Source organism: Spirosoma litoris, from assembly GCF_054776755.1.
Window position 1 is genome coordinate 169,092 of the sequence record NZ_BAAHBI010000008.1, and the last position, 26,162, is coordinate 195,253.

Sequence of the window (26,162 nt, forward strand, 5' to 3'; positions counted from 1 at the left end):
CAACTTAGTACAACCTGAATGACAGAGCGTTACTTTTGGATAGACCGAATCTTTTCCTTCAACTGTAGCGCGATGGCATTATGGCTATCCAGACGAAGCGTTTTTTCTACGTATTTGGTGGCCGCCGTGGCATTCGCAAATTTCAGATAACCTAAGGCCAGCTGATTACTGAGGTTAACATTGGTGGTATCCTGGGAAAACTGATTCTTTATTGTAACCAACTGTTGTACAAAGGATTGTAGCTCGTTCAAACTAAAGCCAGATTGTGTGTGTGCAGCGGCATATTGAAGGTAAGGCAGCGCTTCTTCGGGCCTATCTAGTTTCAGTAACGTAATGAATAATGGCTGAGCTCGCTCAAAACTATTCTCCAAACGAAACGCCTTTTTTAGATAAGTGACAGCTTGTTCATTTTTGGTCAATGCTAAACTGAGCTTAGCCGCCTGGTCGTACAAGGCGGGATTATACGGATATTCGAGCAATTGGGCTTCGGTCACCTGTAAGGCTTTAGTGAAGTTCTTTTGCGACAGATAATAACTCACTAACCGATTCATGGCGTCGGGCCAGGATATTTGCTTGACAACCAGCGCACCCGCCAGTTGTTCTTCCTCAGTTTTTGGCCGTTTTTCTTCAGGAGGCATCGGCACGTTGAACGGCCAGCCTTCTTTTAAGATCATCATTTCGTAGACCCCTTTGAGCGAATCGACAGTCGTTATGGGCATACGCTGTCGCAACTCAGCGAGCGAGAGTTCATGCGTCCGATCATTGGGAAGTAACCGACTCTTTTTCAAGACTTCATAAAACGCATCCGAAAGAAGAGCGTAGCCAAATAAATTAGGATGGACGTGCTCCAAGAGGGTTTCCTGACCTAGAATACCGTGGGGCGAATGAGCTTCAAAAACCTGCTTTGTATCGACCAACGTAACACCTGGGTAGTTAGTCGAGATTTCCTGGATGGATTGATTCATGGCCTCGGGTGCCCTAAATCGCAACATATCCAGCTCTTTGGCTTGTACATACCCTCGTTTGGCCTGGGCAAAATCCCCTTTTGCATAAGCCTGGTTTGCCAGTTGATAGTGTCTTTGAGCTGACGCTGGCCCATTCCCAGGGCTGCTAATAAATGGCTTTAGGTCTTTCTCATTACTGACCAAATTGCTAATAAAGACAGGAGTATGCTGTTCACTCAATTGCTGACATACATCATTCAGATTCGTCTTAAATTGCTCGATACCCGCTTGATACGTTGCAGAACCATAGGCGATCTGCTGATCGGCGGCCATTCGCTTCATCAGATTCTCACGGAGGTCAATTTTCTGACCAGAAATAGCTTTTCGAATTCCGTTTATTGTATTGGCAAGCAGTTGTACCAGCCGAAATTGCCGGAGCTTGATCAACAATCGAATAAGTGTGGGACTGTGCGCAAGACTACTCGTAGAACCAACGCCTAATGCTCCATAGTATTCATTATGACCTACATAAATCAATACCGCATCGGGACTATAGTCGCCTAGTTGCTTCGCGAAATCGGCAACAGTGTAGGTATTAACGGCTGTCAGTGCCAGATTAATGATCTCGAACTCTTTATTCGGGAAGGTATGCATCAGCCGATATTGCAACCAGCGATGAAAGGAGCCGTTGTGCATGTACGGATAACCGATTGTGGTTGACTCTCCCAACACAAAAATCCGAAATGTACCCTCGGCTTTTTGCTTTCGAAACGGCTCAAAGTTACCAATCGTCGCATTTTCAGTTTCCGAAAAATACTTCTCCGACGTGTACTGATTCATGACCAGAAAGCCCTTATTCTGCGGGTCTTCTACAAAAAGGCGTAGGTCATGGCCATAACTAAACAACCTGAGTAAGCCTTCGATAAGTGCCAGCAACAGAAAAGGGAACAGTAACGCTATGCCCTTAAACAGCAACAGACGCTTTCGGCTTGTTGGCGTTGGCGGAGGGGGCGTTACTGTTTTTTTCATAGTTATTGATTGGAATTATGCCCTGGCGCGGATGGATACCCGCGCCAGATCACAAATTTAAGGTCTAATAATCGTGCCGTCCATCTTACGTACCTGCCAGTTTGACTTGGTCGTGATGGGATATTTGGCGGCTTCTTTCTCGTTAATATCAACGCCCAACCCCGGCACTTCATTGACCGACATATAGCCTTTATTCATCGTCGGGCAACCTGTGAACACCTCTTTGGTCTTGTTGGAAAACTGCACGGCTTCCTGAATACCGAAATTCCATACTGCCAGATCAATGTGTGCATGAGCTGCGTGACCCACTGGCGACACATCGCCAGGTCCATGCCAGGCGGTGCGGATGTTAAACCACTCGCCCAATCGCGCTACTTTCATGGCGGGTGTGATTCCCCCAATCTGCGAGACGTGTATCCGGATAAAATCGAACCATTGGTTGACCATCGGCTCTTTGAACTCGTTGATGTTGTTGAACAACTCACCCATAGCGATGGGAACCGATGTCGCTTGTCGAAGTTGCGCGAACCACTTCATATTCTCGGGTGAGAAGGGGTCTTCGATGAAGAAAGGTCGATATTCTTCAACCCGTTTGATCATGTTTATGGCATCGATGGGTTGCACCCGCTCGTGAATGTCGTGAAGCAGTTCGATCTCTTCCCCACATTCTTTCCGAACTATTTCGAACATCTTAGGTACCGATTTCAGATACAGTCGCTCATTCATGTAGTTGTCGGTTTCACCACCGAAGCCTGCCACTTTGAAGTCGGGTTTGTCGGCAGTGGCCCCAACGGCTCCATAACCGCCCTGCTGAATGCGGATGTACTTGAAGCCATCGGCCATCAGTTTCTTCACACTGTCGGCGGCTGCTTCGGGCGTGTTGCCACCAGCGTGGGTATAACAGGGAATGGCAAAGCGGGCTTTACCGCCCAGGAGTTGATAAACGGGCATATTGGCCCGCTTGCCCTTGATGTCCCACAACGCCTGATCCAGTCCACTCAGGGCATTGTTGAGCACAGGGCCATTCCGCCAGTACGAACTCACGTAAGCCGACTGCCACATATCCTCGATATTGTCTACGTCTTTCCCGACGCAGAACTCATTCAAATAGGTATTGATGGCTACAATGACGGTAGCGGCCCGTTGTGTAAACGTAGCACAACCTAAACCATAGAGACCAGGCTCGGTGGTTTCGACCTTCACCACAATGAGGTTAGAGCCCTGGGGGGCCGTAGCAATGGCTTTCACGCTTTTGATTTTAACAGGCGCTGTACCGACAGCATATTGGGGCTTTGCCTGTTGCTCACGCGCTTCGGCTGTAGACAGACCGCCAAACATACTTAAAAGTCCAGCCGATGAGCCCATGCCCAGCATTTTTAACGCGTTACGGCGGTTATGATCGAGTTGCTTTTCGTGGGATTCACGGTTTGTATTCATGGAGTACGTATTGAAGGATTAGAAATTTATGCGAACTACTAGCTACCAACCTATTAAACATGGAATAGAAGGCGTCAAACAGGAAACTGTAATGAGCTAGGGTAATGCAAAAGCGAAATAAGACCCGCCCGGTTTATGCCCATTTTTGACACCCCCGACAGCAATGGCGACATACTGTTTCCCATTGACCTGATAGGTAATTGGGGTAGCGAAACCGCCCGCCGGAAGCTGATACTCCCAAACGACCTTGCCCGTTTTTCGGTCGAAAGCCCGAATGCGCTCGTCGTAGGTGGCGGCTATAAAGACTAAGCCCCCTGCCGTAACGATGGGACCACCGTAGTTTTCGGTACCCGTCTGCGGAATCCCTTTTTTTGTCAATTCAGGAAACTCGCCTAATGGAACCTTCCACAAATATTCTCCCGTGTTCAGATTAATGGCGTTGAGTGTACCCCAGGGTGGTTTTACGGCAGGATAGCCTTCTGGATCGACGAAACGGGTCCAGCCATTGTTGATGTAAGGGGGAATGTACGGAAAGACAGGCTTCTCGGCCATCGCTACGGGCGCGGAAGCATTGTGATGATCGTCGGTATCGCTGGCTTTGGTTTCGGTGTTGAGCAAAAACCGGACAAGTGTACCACGATCCTGCTCCGAAATATGCTCAAATGAAGGCATCCGCCCACGACCGGTTTTCAAAATAGCCTGTATATCCTGCCCTGTGAGCCGCTTCCCAATATCGACCAGACTCGGGTAGGCATCTCCGCTCCCTTTTCGGTCGGCTCCGTGGCAGGCGGCACAATTGGCCTGGTACAGTAATTTTCCTTTAGAGGCTAGTTCGGCCGTGCGGGCAGCCATGTCCATCATCTTCACATCCCACACCATTTCGTTTGAATTCTGGTACAGAATACCGTCTGGATCAGCCGCGTTGCCGCCCCATTCAGCTCCACCGCCGATGCCGAAAAATAGCGTTCCTTCCAGACTTGGCGGCATGAACTTATTGCCAGCACGCGTTTTCAAAAATCGTTCTTTTACAAAAGCATGTGCTTCGGGCGTACGGTCGGTAATGTCTGCTTCGGTGAATACCTGACGAGCGAAGGGCGCGGGCTTCAACGGAAACCGCTGTTTAGGCCAGGGCTGTTCACCCGGCAGACCCGTTGTTGGAACAGTCCGCTCTTCGACTGGAAAGAGGGAAGTCCCTGTATCGCGGTCGAGTACATACACCAGCCCATCTTTCGTAGATTGCGCCACGGCGTCGACCAGCTTTCCATTGTGCTTCACCGTAACCAGGTTTGGCTGACAGGGCAGATCCCGGTCCCATAAATCATGATGGACGGTTTGGTAATACCACTTCAATTTACCCGTTTCGGCATTTAGGGCGAGGATACAATCAGCATACAGGTTTTGCCCGGCGCGACTTCCACCATAGAAGTCAACCGCGGGCGAACCGGTGCCCAGGTAGACCATGCCTCGTTTTTCATCCAGCACCATACCTGCCCAGTTATTGGCTCCACCTATTTTTTTGTAGGCATCTTTGGGCCAGGTCTCATAACCTGCTTCACCCGGTTGGGGGATGGTGTGGAATATCCAGCGCATCTTGCCTGTACGCACATCAAAAGCGCGAACGTGGCCCGGTGCCGCATCGCCATACTCGGAAACTGTGCACCCCATAACCAGCAAATCCTTATGAATAACCCCAGGACTGGTCACGGTAACCGATACTTTTTTGAGATCATAGTTTGGATCAGTCAACAGACCTTCTCGTAAGTCAACTTCTCCATTTTTGCCGAATTGTGTAACTGGTTCACCCGTCAGCGCATTGATAGCGAAGAGAGTCGGACCAGCTGTGAACAGAATTCGTTTGTCTGCCCCGCCGTTGCTTTCTTCCCAATACATGACGCCCCGGTTTGGATTAAAACGGGCAGTTTTATCTTTGAAGGGATCAAATACCCAGAGTTGTTCGCCCGTATTTGCCTTTACCGCAAATAGCTTCAGTTTTGGCGTGGTGCCATAGAGAACGCCGTTTACAGCAATGGGCTGGCACTGAATTTCAGGTTGACGCCCCCCTTCCCCATCGATTTTAGCTGCATTATACGTCCAGGCTACCTGAAGATTTTTAACGTTATCGAGGTTGATCTGCGTAAGGGAAGAATACCGATTACCGGCTTTATTTCCCCCGTAATTAACCCAGTCGGTATTTCCTGGCGGGTCGATATGTATGCTGTATCGATCGGGATACATGGCCGTTATTATTACCCCCAATACTCCGATTAACCCGCTGTAAATGATATACTTCATGGAATAAAAAAAATCATGTAAGTAATTCTGTTTCAAGACTTTTGTCATCCCGACGCAGGAGGGATCTCTAGCATCAGGCGAAACGAGATCCCTCCTGCGTCGGGATGACAAAAAATAGTCTAATGTATGTTGGCTCACTATGATCAAGTATTAGATTTAGTCGAGTGTAATCGACCCTTGACTACCCTTGACCATCCTGACAATTCCTGGCTCAACCTGACTACTTCGTGTAATAATCATACTGGATTTTCCAGGTGAACTCCTTACCCGGTTCGGCTTTGATCTGGATATAAGGTTCCGGGCAAACGGTAACTGGCATTGACCAGTAAGCGAGTTGAACAATAGGCTGATCACAAGTTATGCGTACACCTGCGCCGGTTTTATGGTTTTCAATCCGTATATCGTAGTCTTTCGCCGTATCGCCGAAGCCAGTCAGGTAACAATGCGTGGTTTCACCTTTGTTAAGTTCTTTTAGGTATGCAAGTTGATTTGTGCGTAATTCAAATAGCGTTCCCATACCTCGGGGGGTTCCTTTCGTTTGTAGGGCAAAGGGAAACGTTATCGAAAAATCGGGACCGGTTGGCTGCTTGTCGATCACGTAAAAATTATGATCGTAAACCGTCGTTTCGATGGGTTTAGCGCCCGTGTTGGTCAGCGAATGTTCCAGTATCAGCGTCGGTTTGCCCGGTACTAACCGAACCGTTTTTCGATACCGATAGGAATAACCCGCAGCATCGGTCAACTCGTGGATAAACTCAACGGCATCTTTCTCTTTTTTGACGCTCCATTTGCCAGCATTAACCAACTCATAATTTGTTGCAAATCGGTAAGGACCATCGGCAGATTTCCGAAGTGACCCCACCCCAATCTTCAGAAAATCGTCACCCGGCTTAGCCGTTTCGTAGCCAATGGGTGTGAACTCTTCAACAGGCCCGCTGATGGCATCGTGTAGTTTCGGGTCGTATTTGTCGAACCACTGACCAAAATAGCTATGCCCTTTATAATCAAGGCTGGCAAACACACCCGACCAGTCGAAACGCACACCCTGATAATACCCCTGCGCTTGATCGGGTAAATACAATTTGGCCTGAATCACCCCATTCGAGATGTCTGCCTGGGGAAATGGCTCCAGAAGGCTAAAGCTGGTTAAGCTAACTAGCAAACAGAGAATGACCTGCTTCATAAGGAGATTGTTTGGACAATTTTCCCTCACCCCGGCCCCTCCCGCAACGGCGGACCGCCCAAAACGGGCGAGGGGTGAAAACTAGGACAGTCCTGCTCCCCTCTCCCGTTTTGGGCGGTCCGCCGTTGCGGGAGGGGCCGGGGGTGAGGGGTCAATCAACATCAATACCCCGGATTTTGCTTCATACTGAAGTTTGAGGTGATCTCATTGATCGGAATGGGTTGGGCATAATCCGTTGCGTCCCATTGAATGGCTCCGCCACGAACTCGCTGATAATAAGAGGCTTCTTTATCACCGATTTTCCATCGACAGACATCAAACCACCAATGGCCTTCGCCGAACAGTTCGGCCCATCGCTCGTATTTGAGAGGGTCATTTTTAAGCACGGCATCGGGCGCGCTGGTCTGATCAGTTAGCGTTTTATAATCAACTGCCGAAGCCGTATTGACGGCATAGCCATAGGCTCGCCTTCGGACCTTGTTGACATATTCTAACGCGGTTGCATTATCGCCGGTATGGGTCAGGGTTTCCGCGTAGAGTAGATATATGTCCGCCAGCCTGAGCCACAGAATATTATCGCCGTTCGCCATATTCACTTCGCCTTCGGTTCCGGCCAGATTGATGTATTTCCGGAAACTCCAGGCTTCCATATCAATTTCCGAAATGTCGAGGTAGTGCGAAATGGGCTGTTTAACGCCGAGCACAACCATCGAATCAACATAGGGTTGCAGACAGGACACCCATAAGCGAGGGTCTACTGTTTTATTAGCTCGGGCTGCCACCGATTTTGTGATGTACGACTTATCGACATTGGCGATATTGGCTGTAGCCGTTCCTGCCGGGAAGTAGTGCCCCAGATTGAAGCCAAACCGGGCTATGTTTTTGGCATGCGGAAACACATTCGACCAGGCCGACGCTGCCTGCGCCCCATTGGTTCCAACGTAGGTAGGCGCGATAACCATTCCGATACTGGAACCCATAGAACGATCATCGGTTCCGCGGTAGGTCATGTCGATGTTCAGGTTAAGCTCAATCAACGACTCGGAGTTGAACTCATTTTGCGCATTGAACATGGTTTTGTAGGTATCGAACGGCACCAGCGATTTCCCGCTGTTCGCAACTACATCGCTCAGGTAGGTTTTCGCATTGGCCCAATCCTGTGTATAGACGTAAACTTTACCCAGAAATGCCTTAACTCCCCAGCCGCTTATCTTATATTTATCTGTGCTACCGGTCCAGGTTTTCCCGTTCAGAATGGTTTCGGCGGCTTTCAGATCACTGATAATGAAATCCCAGCACTGCTTGACCGTAGCCCGTGCCACCTGCGTTTCGGGGAGGCTACTCGACGTTTTGGTGATGATGGGAACGCCCATTTTATCGCCCCCTTGACCATCGACGATGAAGCTTTCACCCCACTCAGCAGTCAGGTAGAAATAGTACCAGGCCCGCAGATACAATGTCTGCCCTTTAATAAGATTGGCTGATGCGGCATCGGCGGCATTCGCTTTGGCACTAAACGTCTCAATACCGGCCAGCAGGGTATTACACCGCTGTACGCCCCGCCATAAATCCTGCCAGGTTCCCTGCAAAAAACTATCGTTAACCTGCGAATTGTTCTGCGCCAGTTGAATCCAGGTAGTTGTGCCCTGCCAACTCAAATCGGTGGTATGGTCCCACAAGTAGGTGTTTTTAGCGAGCATGTTGTGACCGAACAGGCTTGGGGCATGCTGCGTGGCATAAACACCCGCCAGGAGTTGTTCCAGGTCGGCCACGGTGCCCGGATAACTGGCGGTAGAAATAGCGCCCGGATTGTCTACATTCACAAAACTCTCTTTACAAGCCGCCAGACTCAGGAGTACGACAAAGAGGGAAAGTTTGACTAGTATTTTCATGATGAATGATCGTTTTGAATTACTGAATCCAGTGGATGAGGTTAGAAAGTCACGTCAATACCCATTGACATAAGCGTAGTACGCGGATAGGAGTAAATTGTATCGATACCCCGCCCGGTAGAGGCCGCATTGGAGCCACTACTGCGCCCCAGCACTTCTGGATCAAGGCCCGAATACTTGGTGAATGTCAACAGGTTTTGTCCTTGTGCATATACCCGAATACCCGACATTTTCCACTGTTTCATCAGCGAGGCTGGAAGTGTATAGCCTATCTGAATGTTACGCAGTTTGAGGAAGGCTCCACTTTCGACCGCAAAATCAGAAATGCGCGTATAGTTGGCATTGGGGTCGCGAACGTAATTCCCCGACGCGTCGGTATAGCCTACGCGAGGCAGATTGGTAAGCCCGTTACCATTAAAGTAAGACGTGTTGAAAATATCGCGGGTGGTGTTGTAATCACCCACGAAAATCGATGTGTAATATTTATTGGCATTGAACACATCTACACCGGCAATACCCTGAAACAGAGCCGAAAAATCAAACCCTTTCCAACCCATGCTCAGTGTAACGCCGTACGTCATTTTGGGCCACGGATTACCAATGAAGGTTTTATCGGCCGAGGTAATCCGCCCATCACCATTCAAATCCTGGAATTTCAGGTCGCCTGCGCCCGTAGCTGCTGCCTGATAATAAACGCCTGTGGTGGTTCCCCCTGTTGCTGCGGCTGCTTCCTGTGCTTTCTGGTTGAGGGCCTGCACTTCGGCATCTGTCTGGAAAATACCTGCCGTCTTGTAGCCATAGAACTGACCTAACGGCTGGCCTGCCTGCGTACGAGACACTACACTCTCCAGATAATCGCCAGCGGGACCGTCATTGATCGGGTTGTTGTTTGTACCATCCAGTTTTTTTACCAGATTTCGGTTAAACGACGCATTGGCAGCAATGCCATAGGTGAAAGCGCCTTTCTTGCCCCGATAATCGGCGGCAATCTCCAACCCTTTGTTGCTCATCTGACCGATGTTGGTATAAACCGTTGAATTCGCAAAACCGGCAGAGAGCGCCACGGGAACCTGATAAATCATGTCGTTTGTCTGGCGGCTGTACCAGTCAACCGTAATATTCAGGGCGTTATTCAACAGGCCAATGTCTGCCCCAATATCGGTTTGAAGCACAGATTCCCATTTGATATTCTGGTTGGCTAGCTGAGCGGTCAGTGCATAGCCTTTAAAGCGTGACCCATCGGGTAAACCCATGCTCGTGGTTCCACCCGTTCCGCCATATGAATTCTGGTACGTATACTGCGGAATGTTGCTGGTACTTCCCAGTTTACCATAGCTGGCCCGAAGCTTCAGGTTCGAGACGTAAGTGAGGTTATCCCGAATGAATGCTTCTTCGGTCAGTTTCCAACCTACTGAAACGGACGGAAAAACCCCAAACTTATTGGCAGGGCCGAACCGGTCCGAACCATCCCGACGAACGGTGGCGGTCAGCAGATACTTGTTCGCATACGTGTAATTGATCCGCCCGAACTGAGACAGTAAACGGGTTTGCGGGAGTTCGCCCCCGCTGGCTACATAACTGCTGGGATTGCTGGTCAGCGCCAGATTGTAGGTAACGTAGGGAAAGCTCTGTGCTTCAGCATGTAAGGAACTGAGGTCTGATTTGTAGGCTTCATAACCTGCCAGCACTTTGAACTCATGTTCACCAATGGCCTTAGTATAGGTCAGAACAAAGTTAGCGGTCAGGTTACGCTGGTTATTAATGTCACGACTCAGAAAGGCATTGTGATTGGCAACTGTACCGTAGTCGTAGGCCTCTGTAAATTTGTAGTTGTGTACATTATAGATCGAAGCCCCGAAAGTTGAGCGGAGATTGAGCCCTTTCAGAATTTCCCAGTCGGCATAGAGGTTTCCTTCCAAGGCGTAGGTTTCATTCTGCATATGGTTCTGATATTCCTGCCCGACGAGGTTTGGTCCCGTAAAAAAGGTCCCGGTTTTAGCCCAGCCGCCATACGAATTGGTTGGATCATACACCGGAACGACAGGTGCCGAGCGGAAGGGAAATGTGTTGCTCACCATCGGATTGTTTCCCGTTTTCCAGGCATACATCGTTTCGCCGACCTTCAGCTTTTTATTGATTTTGAAGTCCGCATTTGACCGAAGCCCATACCGCTCAAACCAGTTGTCGATCATAGTACCTCCTTCCCGCTGGTAATTGGCGGAGATATAGTAGTTGGTTTTAGCTGTAGCTCCTGATAACGACAGTGAATAACTTTGGTCCGATCCATTGGTGTACATATCCTTGACCCAGTCGTTGTCGGGCAGTGAACTGGGGTCACCCCAGCCGCTGGTACTCACCCCGAACGCTTTCTTGGCAGTAACGTAATCGGCGGTATTGAGCAGTTTATACAGGTTTCGGGGCTGCCGAACGCCGTAATACGCATTGAAGTTGATCTTCATCTTATCGAGGCTGGTACCGCGCTTGGTTGTAACGAGCACCACACCACCGGCAGCCTGCGCTCCATAAATAGCGGCAGCACTGGCATCTTTCAGAATTTCAATGGACTCGACATCCTGAAGGTTGAAGTTATTCCCCGCCGACATCCGTATACCATCGACGATATAGAGTGGCGACATGCCACCAATGGAGCCAACCCCCCGGATAACAATATCGGAACTGGCACCGGGCGATCCATCATTCCGGGTTACCTGAACCCCGGCAGCACGTCCCTGCAAGGCTTCGTTCACACTCCGAACGGGCAGATTTTTCACCTCTTCGGCTTTTACCGACGAAATAGAACCCGTCAGATCCGACCGTTTCTGTGTGCCATATCCCACCACCACCACTTCACTGAGGTTCTTGGTATCGACGGCTAGATTGACATTGACCGAGGTCTGATTGCCAACCGTAATTTCCTTAGAGAGATAACCTACAAAGCTGAACACTAACACATCGTCACCGGTCAATAAGGTCATTTTAAACTGACCATTCGCATCGGTTGTCGTGCCTCGATTGGTGCCTTTAACCACGATGCTAACTCCTGGGAGCCGGGTTCCTGCTTCGTCCGAAACGGTACCGATAAGATTCCGGTCGGTGAGGGCGGCATTCATATTGAAAGGTAATTCAATAAGGGGGGCTGGCGGCTCCTGATTCAGAATAATCTGCCGCCCTTTTACCTGATAGGTAAGTTGGTGGGCCTTCAATAAATTATCCAATACGTCAGCCAGAGTTTGATTGGTCGTGCTGAGCGTAACACGATCATTTAGCTGTAGCAGTGCTGATCGGTAGGCAAAACGAACATCGGCCTGACGCCCCAGCTGATTCAGGACGGTTTTTAACGATAGGTTATCGGCGCGGAGCGTCACGCGCTGCTCCATAACTCGCTGTGCTTCAACCGGGCGGGCCGCTGCCAGACCGGCTACAATAGCCGCCAGTACTAACTGATAGACGGTAAATTTCATAAGGCTGCGCAACAGGCTAAGCGGTTGTCGAAGTTCTTTCATACTTTTACTTGTTTTTTGGCTATTTGGATTTGGAAATGGACAAAAAATCCCCTGCCTCATCCTGGATGAGGTTATCGAACAAGGGTGCGAGTAAAGTCAGTGATGCTGGTACCATCACTGGCTTTTTTTGTTAATTACGGGCTTATTGTGGCATAGGCGATCTGTAGAAAAAGTGGGGTTAGGAATAGGTAATGGTTAAGTTCCTGGTGATTCTAAGGATTCTATAGATTCTATTGTTGCTAACCATAACATCCATAGAATCATCAGAATCTATAGAAACTAATTTTCACTTACAACCTCTGCTACTGATGACAATCTGACCATCCAGCAATTCGTAAGAAGCTCCAATCGTTTGGCAGACTATATCCAATCGCTCCAGCAGGTTTTCATTAAAAAAGGTTAAGTTGACCAGGCAGGCCGATAAATCCTCCTCATTGTAAATAAACTTCACCCCATACGTTCGCTCAATTGTCGAAAACACCTTTGCCACAGGAGCGTCCTCAAATACCTGCTCTCGGTTAAGTATTTCGGGCATTAAGGCCGTTGGCTTTTCAACAAGCGCTTTCTGTAATCGCCTGTCGATCAGATTATAGGTCATCTGCTGATTCGGTGTCAATATGACGCCTTCTGTTCGTCGCAAACCTGACAGCTGGGCTTTTTCGAAATCCTGCTTGGTGTATACCGATACGCGTCCGGTTCGTACGGTTACGGTTACTGCTTTTTCTTCTTCATAAGCCCGAACCAAAAAGCTGGTTCCCAACACTTTGGTCACCGTTTGATTGGCATAGATCAGAAATGGTTTGGCCGGGTTTCTGGCAACATCGAAAAAGGCTTCTCCATTGAGGTAAACGGTTCGGCTCGTCTTTTTAAAATGTTTGGGATAGCTCAGTCGGCTTTTGGGTCGGAGGGTAATAAGGCTACCATCGCAGAGCAGAACGTTAATGGGTTTATTGGTGGTATTGACTTTTTCCTGAAGTGGTAAAACCGCCGTTTTCGTGAGTTGAGCGTAGGAGTCGGGACTTGTTTTCGGAATACTTGTTCGGCTGTATAGCCAAACTCCCAGACCAGCTACCAGAATAATAGAAGCGGCTGCGGCCCAGCGCCACCAGGATTGTTGCGGGAGCGCCTGAATTGGCGGTTCTACCTCGGCATCCCGGCGCTCGGCGGCTAGTTGCATTAGCCGATTGAGTTCGCTGGTGAAGCGGGCATCGGTTGCATCGTCCTGGTAGTGCTCATTTAAAGCCCGAACCAGTTCTTGAGCTTGCCGAACGACGTCTGCACGGTCAGGGTTTTGAATTAGCCACTGCTCCCAGAAATCAACCGCCTGAGCGGACGATCCACTTGTCCATTGGCGAAATGACTCGTCGAATAAGAAATCTTCGGCGTTGTAAGTCCTATAATTCATAGCGGAGCAACTAGCAGACTGGTCCTTTTAAACCTATAGTGCTATTCTCCATTGAGCAATACTCAAAAAAAAGAAAAAATATTTTCGCCTAGAGTGCAATTTTAGTGAACTAGACCTCTGATAGAGCGAAAATCAGGAGGCTAAGGAGCAAATCGGGCGACCATTGGCTCCGAAGTTCTTTAAACGTTCGGTAGAGCAGATTAGCCACGCTTTGGCGCTCCATACCCATAATCTGGGCAATTTCGTGGTTATCTAAATTTTGGTAGAAGCGTAGGTATAGGACTTCCTGTTGCCGTTTGGTGAGAGTTGCCATCAATTGATGTAACAAGCGAGCCTGTTCGCTATGCAACTCGTTGTCAATGATTTCCTCTTCTATCGAACCCGTAAACGGCATATTGATCGACTCCGATTCATCAAGATGAATGGCTGAATGCTGCCCCCGGATTTTCAATAATTTGTAGCGGAGTGCTTTTAACAGGTATGTTTTTACAAAAACAGCATCCCCTACCGTCTCCCGACGGTCCCATAGTTCAAGGAATAAATCCTGAATGGTATCCCAAACGACTTCAGAATCAGTTGTTAAACGAAGGCCATAATTATACAGGCTCGGGTAGTGCTTTCGCGCTAACTCGCCCAACGCTCGCTCGTCACCAGCTTTAAAGCGTTGCCAAAGCTCTTGAGGAGCTAAGTCCTGATAATCAGTTGTCGTAAAACTGCCCAAAGGAGTAGACTAAAAGTTTCCTAAAGATAAAGACCACTTCTATAATTTTATATTGATCGGATGGTGAATTTTTAATGAAAGATTTAGAAACCGGGCTTTATCGTACGACTAATAGCTTTACGTTTTCTGAATTACTTAACCGTTAAAGCAGGAAAAATGAGCTTTAGATAAAGCCAGTCTTAGTAAGCCTGTACCTCAATTTGGATAAAGTATGGCCCATGAAGAGGATATTCTTAATGAAGCCCTCTTTTATTGGTTCAAGCATGATAACTCAACTGTATTACTGCATTTATGGCTAATTGGTTTAGTATCCCTATCATTGGAAAACGGCAAGTTCGTGAAACGGGTTTGCTGGTCATTGCCGGATGTCTACTCGCAGGATTACAGCAAGAGCAGCTAATCTGGTATAAGGCCTCATTGGCGGCTACACTCATCACCTTATTAGTCCCCTGGGCGTTTTTTCCCGTGGCGAAAATCTGGTTTGCTTTAGGGCAATTGTTGGGTAAAATTACGGCCAACGTACTTTTAGTTTTACTCTTTGTAGTAGTCGTAATTCCTGTTGCCTGGCTCCGAAAAATAGTGGGAAGCGATACATTCCGAGTAAAGGAGTTTAAGAAAAGTAGTGATTCTGTATTTATAAACCGGGAGCACACCTACCAGGCTTCCGATCTGAAATACCCTTTTTGACCGAACCCTCTATGGAGTTTTTAAGCGAGTTTTGGCTTTTCCTACGAACCCGTAAACGCTACTGGTTATACCCACTAATTTTCCTTTTGTTGATATTAGGGGCTTTGTCGGTCTTTACGGCGGGGTCAGCACTAGCACCGTTAATTTACTCGCTGTTCTGAGTAATGGATAAACCATCGATTGTGCTGGGTATCTCCGCATTTTATCATGATAGTGCAGCGGCATTAGTCATCGGTGGTAAACTAGTGGCAGCCGCGCAGGAAGAACGTTTTACCCGGACAAAACACGACCCAGCGTTCCCCCTTCAGGCAATTTCGTATGTACTCGCCGAAGCCGGAATACGGTTTGATGAGGTATCGATCATTGCCTTTTACGATAAGCCTTTTTTGACATTTGAGCGACTCCTGGAAACGTATCATGCCGTTGCGCCAGCAGGCTTACGAAGCTTTCTGAAAGCCATACCTGTTTGGCTGACGGACAAGCTGTTTATGAAGCGATTGATTCGAAAGGAATTAGCATCGCTTGGTAAAATTAAAGTGCCTATTCTATTCTCCGAACATCATCTGGCGCATGCTGCCAGCGCTTTTTATCCCTCGCCTTTCGAAGAAGCCGCTATTCTTACCGTGGATGGGGTTGGCGAGTGGACAACAACGGCCATTGGACTAGGGTCTGGTCAATCGATCCGATTTCTTAAAGAGCTACAGTTTCCTCATTCATTAGGTTTACTGTATTCTGCCTTCACCTTTTACCTCGGCTTCAAGGTGAATAGTGGCGAATACAAGGTGATGGGGCTGGCGCCCTACGGCTATGCTGATAGTGAGCAAACAAGGGTTTATCGCGAGAAAATAAAAAGCGACCTGATCGATATTCGGGCCGACGGCTCTTTCCTACTCAACATGGCTTATTTCCGTTTTGCCAGTGATCTACAAATGACGGATGATGCAAAATGGGAGAGCCTGTTTGGCTTTCCTCGTCGGCAACCGGAGTCGACTCTCAGTCAGGCACACATGAATCTGGCTCTGGCCATTCAGGATGTGACCGAAGAAATTATGGTTAAACTAGCAGCCACGGCCAAACAACTAACTGGTTGTAACAATCTTGTACTCGCTGGTGGAGTTGCCTTGAATTGCGTTGCAAATGCCAAAATACGGCAGGCAAATCTGTTTAATGATATCTGGATTCAACCAGCGGCTGGCGATTCTGGAGGAGCCCTGGGAGCCGCACTGGCGGCTTATTATCTTAATCACGATCGGGTTATTCGCCAGATAGATATTCCAGATTCCATGCAGGGCGCTTACCTCGGGCCTTCCTTTTCAGATCAGCAGATCCGGGTGGCTCTCCAAAAATTTGCCATGGCATTCGAGTATCTGACTGATACTGAGCAACTACTGAAACGCACGACAACTAAGCTACAGGAAGGCAACGTGGTTGGCTGGTTTCAGGGTCGGATGGAGTTCGGCCCACGCGCTTTAGGGAATCGAAGTATTTTAGCCGATGCATCTAACCCAACCATTCAACAGCGTATGAATGTTAAGATCAAGTTTCGGGAAAGTTTTCGACCGTTTGCGCCCAGCGTTCGACTGGAAGATGCCGCTACTTATTTTGATTGGCGAGGCTCATCGGCCTATATGTTGTGGGTAGCCACAATTAAAAAAGAACGCCAGAAACCGATTTCTGAAATGAAATTGCCGCTGGAAAATCGACTTGCCGCCATTCGATCCGATATCCCGGCCGTTACACACCTGGATTATACGGCTCGACTACATACGGTTACGCCCGAAACAAATTCACTTTTTTATCGCTTACTCACCGTTTTCGATGAATTAACGGGATGTGGCGTTCTGGTGAATACCAGCTTTAATGTGCGCGGAGAACCGATTGTTGGTAGTCCGGAGGACGCCTTACGGTGCTTTATGCAAACCGATATGGACTATCTGGTAATTGGCAATTATTTTTTAGATAAACAGGCTCAACAAAACACAAATTTGACGGAAGAGCGTTGGAAAAAGCGGCTTACGTTGGATTAGTTCAACGAGTGCAATTACTACAATCACCTAATTTCCCAACCTGATTGGCACCGTTTTATAAACAATTGGGTAGACCGCTGACGGACTATCAAATTCGTCATTTGCAAGAAAAATTAATCTCATAAATTTCAGATACACTGCTGAAAATTAGACATTGATTCCTGATTGGATCGCCAAAACGGGGGAAGGACAATACGATGGTCTAGCCTACGGTTACTTTTCTCTCAATCAATATGATGCGGCTTTGACAGAGTTAACGAAGCTACTGAAAATTGACTCTCATTACAAAGATGCTTATCTATCAAACTGAGACAAGGGGGATGTCTATAAATGGGGTATTCATTAGGTCAATTAAGTTCAGCTAAGAAGAAATAATCCATATCTGCTTACCATGTAAAATGACTGAGGTTAGATTTGTGACCGCAAAACGATGGCTCCCAAAAACAACAATATCCCGGTTATCAATCTGCCTACTAGCATTGGTGGAGGAATTATCATTGCCAGAGGGACATTCAATGGGGCACCCGATTTCAAGGAAGTAGCGCGAGCTCACCGGGATGGCGGACATTCCTTTTTCTTACAGGAAAAAGGGGTTACTCATATCGAAGTTGACTTTCAACTCTATCAGGTAGAAGCACCAGCGGTTCTGTACATGCATCCCAATCAAGTTCATCGGTTGGTCAAGTTCGAAGAGGCTACCATCAGTAGTTGGATCATAACCAATGAAAATCTCCTGCCAGAATATCTGCAATTACTAGAAGAGCTCTCTCCAGTTGATCCTTTGCCGCTGTCCAAAGACGCGCTCGCTATTCTTTCACAAACCGCTTCGCTTTGTATCCAACTTTCCGAACGAAAGCACGAGAAACTTTACTACCAGCTACTGAAAGAAAGCTGCAATCTATTAGTTGCCTTAGTGGCTTCGCAGTATCTGGCCCAGACTAAACCTACCCACAACTTCACCCGGTTTGACGGGATTACCAAAGCGTTCAAATCCGATCTGGAACGAGAATTTATAATAATAAAAAGTCCAGCCAGCTATGCCGAACGCCTAAACCTATCAACTCCGTATTTGAATGAATGTGTCAAAACGACGACTGGTCATCCGGTTTCGTATCACATCCAGCAACGGATCGTATTAGAAGCAAAGCGCCTGCTTCATCATTCCAATAAATCGGTCAAGGAGATAGCCGCTGATCTGGGCTATGAGGATTACTCATATTTTGTTCGGCTGTTTAGTAAAGTTGCGGGTATGCCTCCCTTGGCGTTTCGAAGTAAAAACCTCGATTAGTCCTATACTTACTACGTATTGACATTGCCTGCCTTTTCAATAGTCTGTTCCTTTGTAGCCACTAAACAGCTAGACAAATGAACACACAGAAAGGATCAAATTTACTAGAAAACAAACGGATAGCTATCATTGGAGGTGGCCCCGGTGGCTTAACACTCGCTCTACTTTTACAGCGTAAAGGCGCTAATGTGACGGTGTATGAACGGGATTATGGCCCTGAAACACGCATACAGGGTGCCATTGTTGACCTGCATTATGACTCGGGTCTGAAAGTAATTAAAGCAGCCGGTTTGCTGGATGCGTTTAAAGCAGCTTACATGCCGGGAGCGGATAAGTTTCGCACCTTAGATCAGCACGCCAACATTTGTGTGGAAGAACAGGCGCAAGGTGACGCTGCCGATTTTGAGGATGAACACTTCAGGCCAGAGATTGACCGAGGGGCGCTTCGAAATGTGCTATTACAGGCTCTTTTACCGGGTACCGTAGTTTGGGATAGTCAATTGACGAGTCTTGAAGAGGTGGCTACTAGCTGGCATCTTACCTTCAAAAATGAGTCAACAGCAGTTACCGATCTAGTCATCGGAGCAGATGGCTATCGGTCAAAAATCCGCCCGTATGTGACCGATGTAAAAGCATTATATTCGGGTGTGACTATTATCCAGGGCGAAATCGATCATCCCCAAAAAGATTGTCCTGAGATGTATGAGTTGGTTGACAAAGCCAACCTCATGGCCATTGGCCCTGGCAAATCCATTGCTGCTCAGCCTAGAGGGGACGGCGGCTTAACGTTTTATGCGTCTTCGTTATACCCCGAAGACTGGATTAAAACCAGCGGCATTGATTTCACGAACCCAGCCGACGCGTATGCGTATTTAGTCAATTTTTACGAAGGCTGGAATCCGGTATTTTATACACTTTTTAGAGCCTGTAACCGCTTTGTGCCCCGGCCTTTAACGTATTTCCCGTTGAATCAGCCTTGGGAAACTAAACCAAACATTACCTTACTAGGCGATGCCGCACATCTAATGCCCCCCTCCGGTGAAGGCGTCAATACGGCGATGCTGGATGCATTGGATTTAAGTGAGCTTTTGACCAGTAGTGAATTTACTGATTTACAATCGGCTATTGGTGCTTATGAAAACCAAATGCGAGCCAGAGCGGTCATTCTGCTAGCAGAGTCTCTGGCAGGAATCACCGAATTTGCTTCGCCCTCAGAAACATCAGTTCAGGAACTCACGGAACAGTTTACTCAAAAAGGCACCTAAAAGATTAACCCATGTATTTGTGATGATCTCACCAGACATTGCATTTGGCTGGCTAATAACCAGTTATTTACTTTTCATAAGACCTTAAGAAAGGGTATCGACCAAATCGCGAACACGGGCAAACTGCGCTTGAGTTAAGGCCGCATAGTCACCTTCATATTTTTTAGATTTATTCTCAATCAGACTCAAAGCTACTCTCGTTACGCTTTCCTGCTGAGGCACTCGAAAAACAATCGGCCAGCGAAGGCTGTTATGTTGCCTGTACAATTAACTTATTGGGAGCACAACTCCGTTACTTACAGACAAAACGTTATGAAAACGAAAATGCTTTTATCGATTGTATTTTGTGCGGCTCTAGCAACAAGTACCCTGGCTCAGGATGACCCGGCGGCCGTTAAAGCAGCTCGCAAAGAAAAAACCAGAGAAGACGTCAAGAAGGTTGGCGATAAAGTTGAAACCGGTGTTGCCGATGGCGCACACGCAGTTGGTACAGCTGGCCGAGCCACCGGAAAAGCCGTTGGCAAAGCAGGAAAAGCAACAGGTAAAGCAGTAGCCACCGGCGCAAAAGCCACCGGGCGGGCAGTGACCAAGGCAACTAAAGCCACCGGGAGAGCCATTAGTGGTGAAGCAAAAAAAGTCGACAATTAGTCAATTGTTTATTGAGCGTAAAAAAAAGAGCGATAGCTTACGTATAACTATCGCTCTTTTTTTCGTCTAAATGCCCGAAAATTAGAACTTCGGAACGAATAAAATCGCATCAGCCGCAACGGGGCCATCCGCTTGCTTCACTACTATATCAACCGATGATGTCTGTCCTTTAGGCAACTCGTACGAACCCAATGAAACCCACTCGCCAGATGTTTGGCCAACGACAACAATATCGGCGGGCCTGATCGGAATCGATTTACTGGTTTTACCGTCCGAAACCGTAACGGCTAACTCAGAGGCCGTTTTAGCCAACCGGGGGAAATAGGCGTAAATGTGGTAGTTGCCCGCTTTTACGATTTCCGGCTTGAATCGGACTGAAGCAGCTTCCCCACCCTGACCTTCGTAAACCAGATAAGAAGGCCCGTAGCCTCCTTTGTTTTTATTCTCAACCCGCCACGGTCCTGTTATCGTCGTTTGCGCCTGGTTTTCATTATCCACCAGAATTTCGGGCGTACTACCATCGCCCAATGGGTTTGCCTTTAGTGTCTGTTGTAGCTTCACAATATCCACTTTTTGCACACTGGTTTTCGCGTCGATGGCCATAACAGCCGCTACCGCTGTCGACTGGCCCAGCACCATAAAAACCGGTTCCATTCGAATTGATCCATAGGCAATGTGTGAGGCCGACAAACAAACTGGAACCAGCAGATTTTGGCATTCACTTTCTTTAGGAATCAACGCCCGGTACGCGATTGGGTACGGCCCAAAGCCACCAACTTCTACGTTACCCTCGTTTTTTGCCATTTTCTTACCATCTTTCTCGATTACAATACGTTGAATATTGTGCGAATCCATGGTATAGGCCGCCATGCCAACGCCATCGGTGACCACTTCTTTCGCCTGACAATTGGCCTGCGTCATAACGTACGTACCCACCATCCGACGAGCTTCCCGGACGTAAAGTTGTGGCGACCAGTTTCCGGTATCCGTGTATTCATCTTTAGGGTAACCCCATTTCAGCATTTGGTCCCGCAGCGCTTGTGGCACGCGAGCGTCATGCCCAAAGAAGTACAGTAACCCTTTGGTATACAGCTCATGATCGCGAATAATAGCGGCCCGTTTTGCGTAGTTCCCATCTGGATATTCGTAATTCATCCCGATCATATCGGTCGAAAAACCATTCCGATTGTTAATGTCGGTTTTGCTGTTAGGCATCCCACTCCAGATAAAATAGTCGTTGAGCGTTTGCTTTTGGGGCTGAGCCGCCAGAAGTCGCACAAGCAGTTCGTATCGGGTAGAATCATAGCCTGCAGGACGCGTAATAGGGACCTGATTAGCCGGATCAGACGAGAGACAAATTCGGTAATTGTACGCTTGTACCTTAGTATCACCCGTTCCGTTCGGTTCCAGTTTTGCCGGACTAACCCCCCAAACCAGCCCAGACTCCGGCTTGCCCGGTGTTTTGTAGGGGTCGATACCATCTGGAAGTTGATGTCCGGTCATCAATTGTACACCACTGATGGTTTCGTTGTATTTGGCATTATCCTCCCGGCCAACCGTGTACGAAACGCCAGCTTTGGCCATTAGGTCTCCTTCGTAAGAACAGTCGATGAACATTTTTGCCCGGATAGTTCGTTTGGCCGACGGTTGATCCGAGTTTTCCAGAACGATTTCCTGAATCTGCCCACTGTTTTTCTTTACACTCGAAAGTCGATGAGAAAACAGAACATCTACCTTGCCCCGCTTGACATACTCATTGAATAAATTTTCAGCAACATGGGGTTCAAAAATCCACTGTTCAAACTTACCGTAATGTTGGCCAATGCGTCGGTAATAATCGCGGGAAATGCCCGTAATGGCATATTTATTGCCAATATCCGTCAGCCCCAAACCACCGGAGGTCATGCCACCTAAATGCTTCCCAGGCTCGATCAGAATCACCGTTTTTCCGGCTTTCCGGGCGGTGTAAGCCGCTATGACCCCGCCTGAGGTGCCCCCATAAACACAGATATCGACCTGCTGCTGCGCCACAGCGGAGCAGGCGATTAAAAGGCAAAAACAACAATTGAGTGTATATCGCATAAACTAAGGTTCGGGCAAGTTGACGAGCTGCCTTGATACCAAAGCAACTCGCTCCCGAAATCTCATTTTTCGTTTAAAAGCGCCAACTGGTTAGCCTCAAAATTCTGGTCTGCGGTCGACATCCCCTTACTATACACCAAAATTGCTTTTTGCTGAAGCAGGGCTTTCTGTAGTTCGGGAACCGCCAAGTCATGCACCGATTGCGATTTCTGGACACAGATAGCCGCTGCCGTTCCGGCCGCCTGACCGAGCGCCATCCAGCAGGGCTCCATCCGAAGGGTGGAAAAACCGATGTGCGTGGCAGATGCCGGAACCGGAGCCAACAAATTTTCCAATGGTGAATCGGGCACCATCACCCGAAACGGGACGGTATACACGGCCGACGGGTAACTAATAAACCCATCCAAATGAATTCGGCCCGCTTCCCGTTTCCGAACCGCGTGCGAATCGAGCGCGTAGTGGCTAGCCGTGATGCTGTCGGCATGAATTGGTGGTCGCCCTCCCGGCTTAACAGGTTGTGCATCCTGCGCTTTGAAGATATATTTCCCCTTCATCCGACGCCCTTCCCGAACGTAGAGTTGCCGGGGAAAATGGCCGTTATCAGCATATTCATCTTTCGCCCAACCCCACTCCGAACATTCTTTCCGGAACCACTCGGGCAGGGCGGGGTCGTTTTGCGCAAAATAGAACAAGCCTTCCGTATACTCCCGAAGCCGTTGGGCGAATCGATCACGCCATTCCCAGCCGGACGTTGGGTACGGCCAGTTTTCCTCCGGCAAGTCTGTCGAAATGAACGAATGGTGCTGGTTATTGCCATCGTTTTTACGATTCGGTAGCTTGACCATGTTCGTCAGCCAGGCAATTCCTTTGGGCATACCGGGGATTTCAGGCGGCAAACCGGCTTTAACCCGACGCAGATTCTCTGCTTTTTGGGCATCCGTAAGCTCCATCATCGCCACACCGGTGTAGTGCCCTGTTGTCACATCGCCGATCATCGACACATACTCCTCTCGGTTGTACCGGGCTGGTTTCTGAATCTTGACCCGAATCTTCGGATCATTAGTTACGCACAGCCGATAGTTGTACGATTGAACGGCATTATCGCCCTGAAAGGTGGAACCGGGCCCTTCTGGCCCAGCCCAATATTTGTATACCCGCCCGGCACCAACTTCATTGTATTCTGATTTACCTTCCCGTCCAAGAAAAAATGGCACATTCGCAGCCGCAATCAGATCGCCTTCGTAAGTCGCATCGATAAAAAAGCGGCCTGTATAAGTCTCAGCCTTTTTCGTGTTACGATTCGTTACCCGAATGCCTAGAATCCGATTATTCTGGATCGTCAGGTTCTCGGGTTCAAAGTCGAATTGCCGCATGGTCAACACAGTCGCATGGGGACTTTCCTTCAGGAAACCATCGAAGATTTTGGCCGCTACCGATGGTTCGAAATGGTAACCATCCGAGCAATCCTTTACCTGTTGCGAATCGGCCCCATATTTCTCGACGTAATGGGCTTTAATTCGACCAACAAATTCAAGAAACAATCCCCCCGTAGCTCCCCGTGTGGCAATATCCGTAGCTCCCAGACCGTTGGCAGGCAAGCCGCCAATATAAGCCGTTCGTTCCAGAATCAGCGATTTTTTACCTAATCGGGAAGCGGATACCGCTGCCATAATGCCACCGGGCGTAGCCCCCACAATAATGAGGTCATAGTCATTTTCGGCCCGTGAGTTATTACTAACAGCGTGGATTTCGGGAATTCCGGCAGTAAGGGCAAGGCTACTCAAGCCGGATAGTTTCAGGAAATTTCGTCGGGTTGTCGGCATTTTACGGCTACAAAGTTGAAAGGTGCTGTTCGGGATCAGTGTTTTTGCAAACTAGATGCTATAAAATCTAGCTTGGACGAGTGATAGTGAGCCTATCTAAACTTTCGATAATCGGGTCATAATTAGTTCTTTGTCATCCCGACGCAGGAGGGATCTTCGGTAGAGTCCATAAACTAACCCTCCACCGAAGATCCCTCCTGCGTCGGGATGACAAAACACTCAACTTTATGCCTATTTATAAAAGTTTAAACAACTCTAGTATTTATGCAAACACACTATTGGTCACGATTAGGAGCACATTCGGGTAGCGTTCTACTCAAAAATACCCACCTTTTTCCGTGATTTCCTGAATCGTCTGGCCTTCGTGAACCCAATTAAAAATCATCTTTTCGTTCGCAATAATTTCCTCGGCCCGCATGAGAACACTGTAAGCGATTTCGCGCGGAACAACCAGTACGCCATCGATATCACCCAACACAATGTCGCCGGGTTTAATGGTTACGTCGCCAATCTGAATTGTGACCTGATAATGCGTAATGAGACACCGACCGAGACTACCGTTCGAGATTCGGTATTTGTAGAAAACCGGTAGTTCGGCTTCCAGAATCTGGTGCGTATCGCGAATGCCGCCATCAATGCAGGCCGCTTTCACCTTCTTGCCTTTGGCCGTTGCCGTCATAACGCCCCCCCAAAGCGTAGCCTTACTATCGCTGGTTGTATCCCAGACCACAAAGGCATCTTCGTGCATCTCTTCGAGCATTTGGGTGCGGAATTCCATCTCACCCCGGATCATGGCATTAGGAGCACTTTTTACGGTAAAGGCAAAACCTGCCACCGTTCGGTATTCGCGTAAGGGTAAAATATGACCGGGCAATGCCTGATTCAATAGACAAAATTCGCGCATGACGTCATTGACAGCCCCCGTATAGAGCTGCTCAAACCGTTGCAATAACTCTTTGTCGGGGATAGGGAACGTGGTGTCGGAAACGCCTTCACGCTTTTCGATCAACTTCTCCAGATTCATCAATCCGACTTCTTTCTTATACTGATCGACACTCATGATTTTTCGTTTAGATAGTTTATAATCAATTGAATAATGTAATTCCTTTTGTGTTTAGCGTTACAGTCTGCAACTGCCCTTTTTCTGCTTCGGTAACCACCAGACCGAGTTTGCCCGTTGGGTCGAAAGCGCAATTCGTTGGGTTCTGGCCAGCAGTGTTAATTTTCTGAATGACTTTTCCTTCGGGCGAAACCACGTGGATATAACCCGTTCCATAGACGGCTACATAGAGCTTTCCATCTTCGCCAAACGCCATGCCATCGGGACCGCCCGGTCCTTGTGGACCTTCAACCGTTGCCCATACAGCCGCATCAGTCCACTCGCCGGTTGCCGCATTCCAGTTGCCTTTCCAGAGTCGATGTTTGTAGGTTTCGGCCAGCACCAGCGTTTTACCATCGGCACTGAATGCCAGCCCATTCGGAAAGTATTTCTCTGTGGTAAATTTCTTCACACGGCCGTCCTGCATTCGAACCACAGCATAGCCAGTCGGTTCCTGACGCGATTCGCCGGGGCAGGTAAAGACCAGATTACCCGCCGAATCGAATGCCAGATCGTTGGGTTTGTTAAGCGGTTTGCCGTCGATTTTGTCCAGAATGGTTGCTGCTTTTTCGGTGACTGGATCGAAGCGCCGGATGCTGCGTTGCGCCGAATCGCAAAACCAGACCGTTCCCTGTTTGTCGATGGCAATGCCATTCGGTCCTCCGCCCACACGAAAGCGTTTTAGCTTTCCATTTTTGTACTGAACCAGACTTTCACCTTTCAATTCAACCACCCACAAGCTTCCGTCAGCCGCAAACGCAGGACCTTCAGGGAAGTTAAGCCCGGTTGCCAACGTAGTGAGTGGGCCTTTCGTTGACATAGCTGGTTTTGATAACG

The 26,162-nt window shown here is 48.4% G+C and carries 18 protein-coding genes; 6 read left to right on the forward strand and 12 right to left on the reverse strand.

The genetic code is table 11. The features are described from left to right. Positions 1-29: 29 nt before the first annotated feature. The 8 genes from ACYVGR_RS05780 to ACYVGR_RS05815 all read right to left on the reverse strand — a co-directional run bounded on the left by ACYVGR_RS05780 (position 30) and on the right by ACYVGR_RS05815 (position 14,406). Positions 30-1,973, reverse strand: a complete 1,944-nt coding sequence (locus tag ACYVGR_RS05780; protein ID WP_460954475.1) for a GDSL-type esterase/lipase family protein — start codon at positions 1,971-1,973, stop codon at positions 30-32. A 57-nt stretch (positions 1,974-2,030) separates the two neighbouring features. Continuing rightward, positions 2,031-3,410 carry an enolase C-terminal domain-like protein gene (locus ACYVGR_RS05785; protein WP_460954477.1) on the reverse strand — a complete coding sequence of 460 codons (1,380 nt, stop codon included), beginning with the start codon at positions 3,408-3,410 and terminating at the stop codon, positions 2,031-2,033. A gap of 96 nt (positions 3,411-3,506) precedes the next feature. Continuing rightward, the gene (locus ACYVGR_RS05790; protein ID WP_460954479.1) at positions 3,507-5,702 is read right to left on the reverse strand and encodes an outer membrane protein assembly factor BamB family protein; all 2,196 of its coding nucleotides are present in this window, start codon (positions 5,700-5,702) and stop codon (positions 3,507-3,509) included. Between the two features lie 220 nt (positions 5,703-5,922). After that, positions 5,923-6,885 (reverse strand): hypothetical protein, encoded by a 963-nt coding sequence (locus tag ACYVGR_RS05795; RefSeq protein WP_460954481.1) that lies wholly within the window; start codon positions 6,883-6,885, stop codon positions 5,923-5,925. A 161-nt stretch (positions 6,886-7,046) separates the two neighbouring features. Next, a complete protein-coding gene (locus ACYVGR_RS05800) occupies positions 7,047-8,777 on the reverse strand; it encodes a RagB/SusD family nutrient uptake outer membrane protein (protein ID WP_460954483.1) in 1,731 nt (576 codons plus the stop codon). Between the two features lie 41 nt (positions 8,778-8,818). Further along, positions 8,819-12,280, reverse strand: a complete 3,462-nt coding sequence (locus ACYVGR_RS05805) for a SusC/RagA family TonB-linked outer membrane protein (protein WP_460954485.1) — start codon at positions 12,278-12,280, stop codon at positions 8,819-8,821. Positions 12,281-12,566: 286 nt separating this feature from the next. Beyond that, positions 12,567-13,685: a FecR family protein gene (locus ACYVGR_RS05810; protein ID WP_460954487.1), complete on the reverse strand. Its 1,119-nt coding sequence runs from the start codon at positions 13,683-13,685 to the stop codon at positions 12,567-12,569. A gap of 109 nt (positions 13,686-13,794) precedes the next feature. Further along, positions 13,795-14,406, reverse strand: coding sequence for an RNA polymerase sigma factor (locus ACYVGR_RS05815; protein WP_460954489.1), 612 nt, complete (start codon positions 14,404-14,406; stop codon positions 13,795-13,797). A gap of 291 nt (positions 14,407-14,697) precedes the next feature. On the opposite strand from ACYVGR_RS05815, the gene ACYVGR_RS05820 reads away from it, so the two are divergent. From ACYVGR_RS05820 to ACYVGR_RS05845, 6 genes are all read left to right on the forward strand, one after another. Beyond that, positions 14,698-15,093: an SxtJ family membrane protein gene (locus ACYVGR_RS05820; protein WP_460954491.1), complete on the forward strand. Its 396-nt coding sequence runs from the start codon at positions 14,698-14,700 to the stop codon at positions 15,091-15,093. Between the two features lie 11 nt (positions 15,094-15,104). Continuing rightward, a complete protein-coding gene (locus tag ACYVGR_RS05825; RefSeq protein WP_220472609.1) occupies positions 15,105-15,254 on the forward strand; it encodes a DUF5989 family protein in 150 nt (49 codons plus the stop codon). Between the two features lie 3 nt (positions 15,255-15,257). Beyond that, entirely contained in the window at positions 15,258-17,120 is a 1,863-nt protein-coding gene (locus ACYVGR_RS05830; RefSeq protein ID WP_460954493.1) for a carbamoyltransferase family protein, read from the forward strand. Between the two features lie 430 nt (positions 17,121-17,550). Next, positions 17,551-18,408, forward strand: a complete 858-nt coding sequence (locus ACYVGR_RS05835; RefSeq protein ID WP_460954495.1) for an AraC family transcriptional regulator — start codon at positions 17,551-17,553, stop codon at positions 18,406-18,408. A 77-nt stretch (positions 18,409-18,485) separates the two neighbouring features. Then, a complete protein-coding gene (locus ACYVGR_RS05840) occupies positions 18,486-19,673 on the forward strand; it encodes an FAD-dependent oxidoreductase (protein WP_460954497.1) in 1,188 nt (395 codons plus the stop codon). Positions 19,674-19,985: 312 nt separating this feature from the next. Next, a complete protein-coding gene (locus ACYVGR_RS05845; RefSeq protein ID WP_460954499.1) occupies positions 19,986-20,321 on the forward strand; it encodes a hypothetical protein in 336 nt (111 codons plus the stop codon). Positions 20,322-20,402: 81 nt separating this feature from the next. Here the strand turns inward: ACYVGR_RS05845 and ACYVGR_RS05850 are convergent, their stop codons facing one another. From ACYVGR_RS05850 to ACYVGR_RS05865, 4 genes are all read right to left on the reverse strand, one after another. Beyond that, entirely contained in the window at positions 20,403-22,403 is a 2,001-nt protein-coding gene (locus ACYVGR_RS05850) for an FAD-dependent oxidoreductase (protein WP_460954501.1), read from the reverse strand. Positions 22,404-22,465: 62 nt separating this feature from the next. Beyond that, positions 22,466-24,226, reverse strand: coding sequence for an FAD-dependent oxidoreductase (locus ACYVGR_RS05855; protein WP_460954503.1), 1,761 nt, complete (start codon positions 24,224-24,226; stop codon positions 22,466-22,468). A 316-nt stretch (positions 24,227-24,542) separates the two neighbouring features. Then, entirely contained in the window at positions 24,543-25,286 is a 744-nt protein-coding gene (locus ACYVGR_RS05860; protein WP_460954505.1) for an RraA family protein, read from the reverse strand. A gap of 25 nt (positions 25,287-25,311) precedes the next feature. Further along, entirely contained in the window at positions 25,312-26,145 is an 834-nt protein-coding gene (locus ACYVGR_RS05865; RefSeq protein WP_460954507.1) for an SMP-30/gluconolactonase/LRE family protein, read from the reverse strand. Positions 26,146-26,162: the final 17 nt, after the last annotated feature.

Bases quoted from the DNA above. Each gene is read 5' to 3' on its own strand.
- ACYVGR_RS05780 (WP_460954475.1), bottom strand. From the start codon at position 1,973: ATGAAAAAAACAGTAACGCCCCCTCCGCCAACGCCAACAAGCCGAAAG.
- ACYVGR_RS05785 (WP_460954477.1), bottom strand. From the start codon at position 3,410: ATGAATACAAACCGTGAATCCCACGAAAAGCAACTCGATCATAACCGC.
- ACYVGR_RS05790 (WP_460954479.1), bottom strand. From the start codon at position 5,702: ATGAAGTATATCATTTACAGCGGGTTAATCGGAGTATTGGGGGTAATA.
- ACYVGR_RS05795 (WP_460954481.1), bottom strand. From the start codon at position 6,885: ATGAAGCAGGTCATTCTCTGTTTGCTAGTTAGCTTAACCAGCTTTAGC.
- ACYVGR_RS05800 (WP_460954483.1), bottom strand. From the start codon at position 8,777: ATGAAAATACTAGTCAAACTTTCCCTCTTTGTCGTACTCCTGAGTCTG.
- ACYVGR_RS05805 (WP_460954485.1), bottom strand. From the start codon at position 12,280: ATGAAAGAACTTCGACAACCGCTTAGCCTGTTGCGCAGCCTTATGAAA.
- ACYVGR_RS05810 (WP_460954487.1), bottom strand. From the start codon at position 13,685: ATGAATTATAGGACTTACAACGCCGAAGATTTCTTATTCGACGAGTCA.
- ACYVGR_RS05820 (WP_460954491.1), top strand. From the start codon at position 14,698: ATGGCTAATTGGTTTAGTATCCCTATCATTGGAAAACGGCAAGTTCGT.
- ACYVGR_RS05825 (WP_220472609.1), top strand. From the start codon at position 15,105: ATGGAGTTTTTAAGCGAGTTTTGGCTTTTCCTACGAACCCGTAAACGC.
- ACYVGR_RS05830 (WP_460954493.1), top strand. From the start codon at position 15,258: ATGGATAAACCATCGATTGTGCTGGGTATCTCCGCATTTTATCATGAT.
- ACYVGR_RS05835 (WP_460954495.1), top strand. From the start codon at position 17,551: ATGGCTCCCAAAAACAACAATATCCCGGTTATCAATCTGCCTACTAGC.
- ACYVGR_RS05840 (WP_460954497.1), top strand. From the start codon at position 18,486: ATGAACACACAGAAAGGATCAAATTTACTAGAAAACAAACGGATAGCT.
- ACYVGR_RS05845 (WP_460954499.1), top strand. From the start codon at position 19,986: ATGAAAACGAAAATGCTTTTATCGATTGTATTTTGTGCGGCTCTAGCA.
- ACYVGR_RS05850 (WP_460954501.1), bottom strand. From the start codon at position 22,403: ATGCGATATACACTCAATTGTTGTTTTTGCCTTTTAATCGCCTGCTCC.
- ACYVGR_RS05855 (WP_460954503.1), bottom strand. From the start codon at position 24,226: ATGCCGACAACCCGACGAAATTTCCTGAAACTATCCGGCTTGAGTAGC.
- ACYVGR_RS05860 (WP_460954505.1), bottom strand. From the start codon at position 25,286: ATGAGTGTCGATCAGTATAAGAAAGAAGTCGGATTGATGAATCTGGAG.
- ACYVGR_RS05865 (WP_460954507.1), bottom strand. From the start codon at position 26,145: ATGTCAACGAAAGGCCCACTCACTACGTTGGCAACCGGGCTTAACTTC.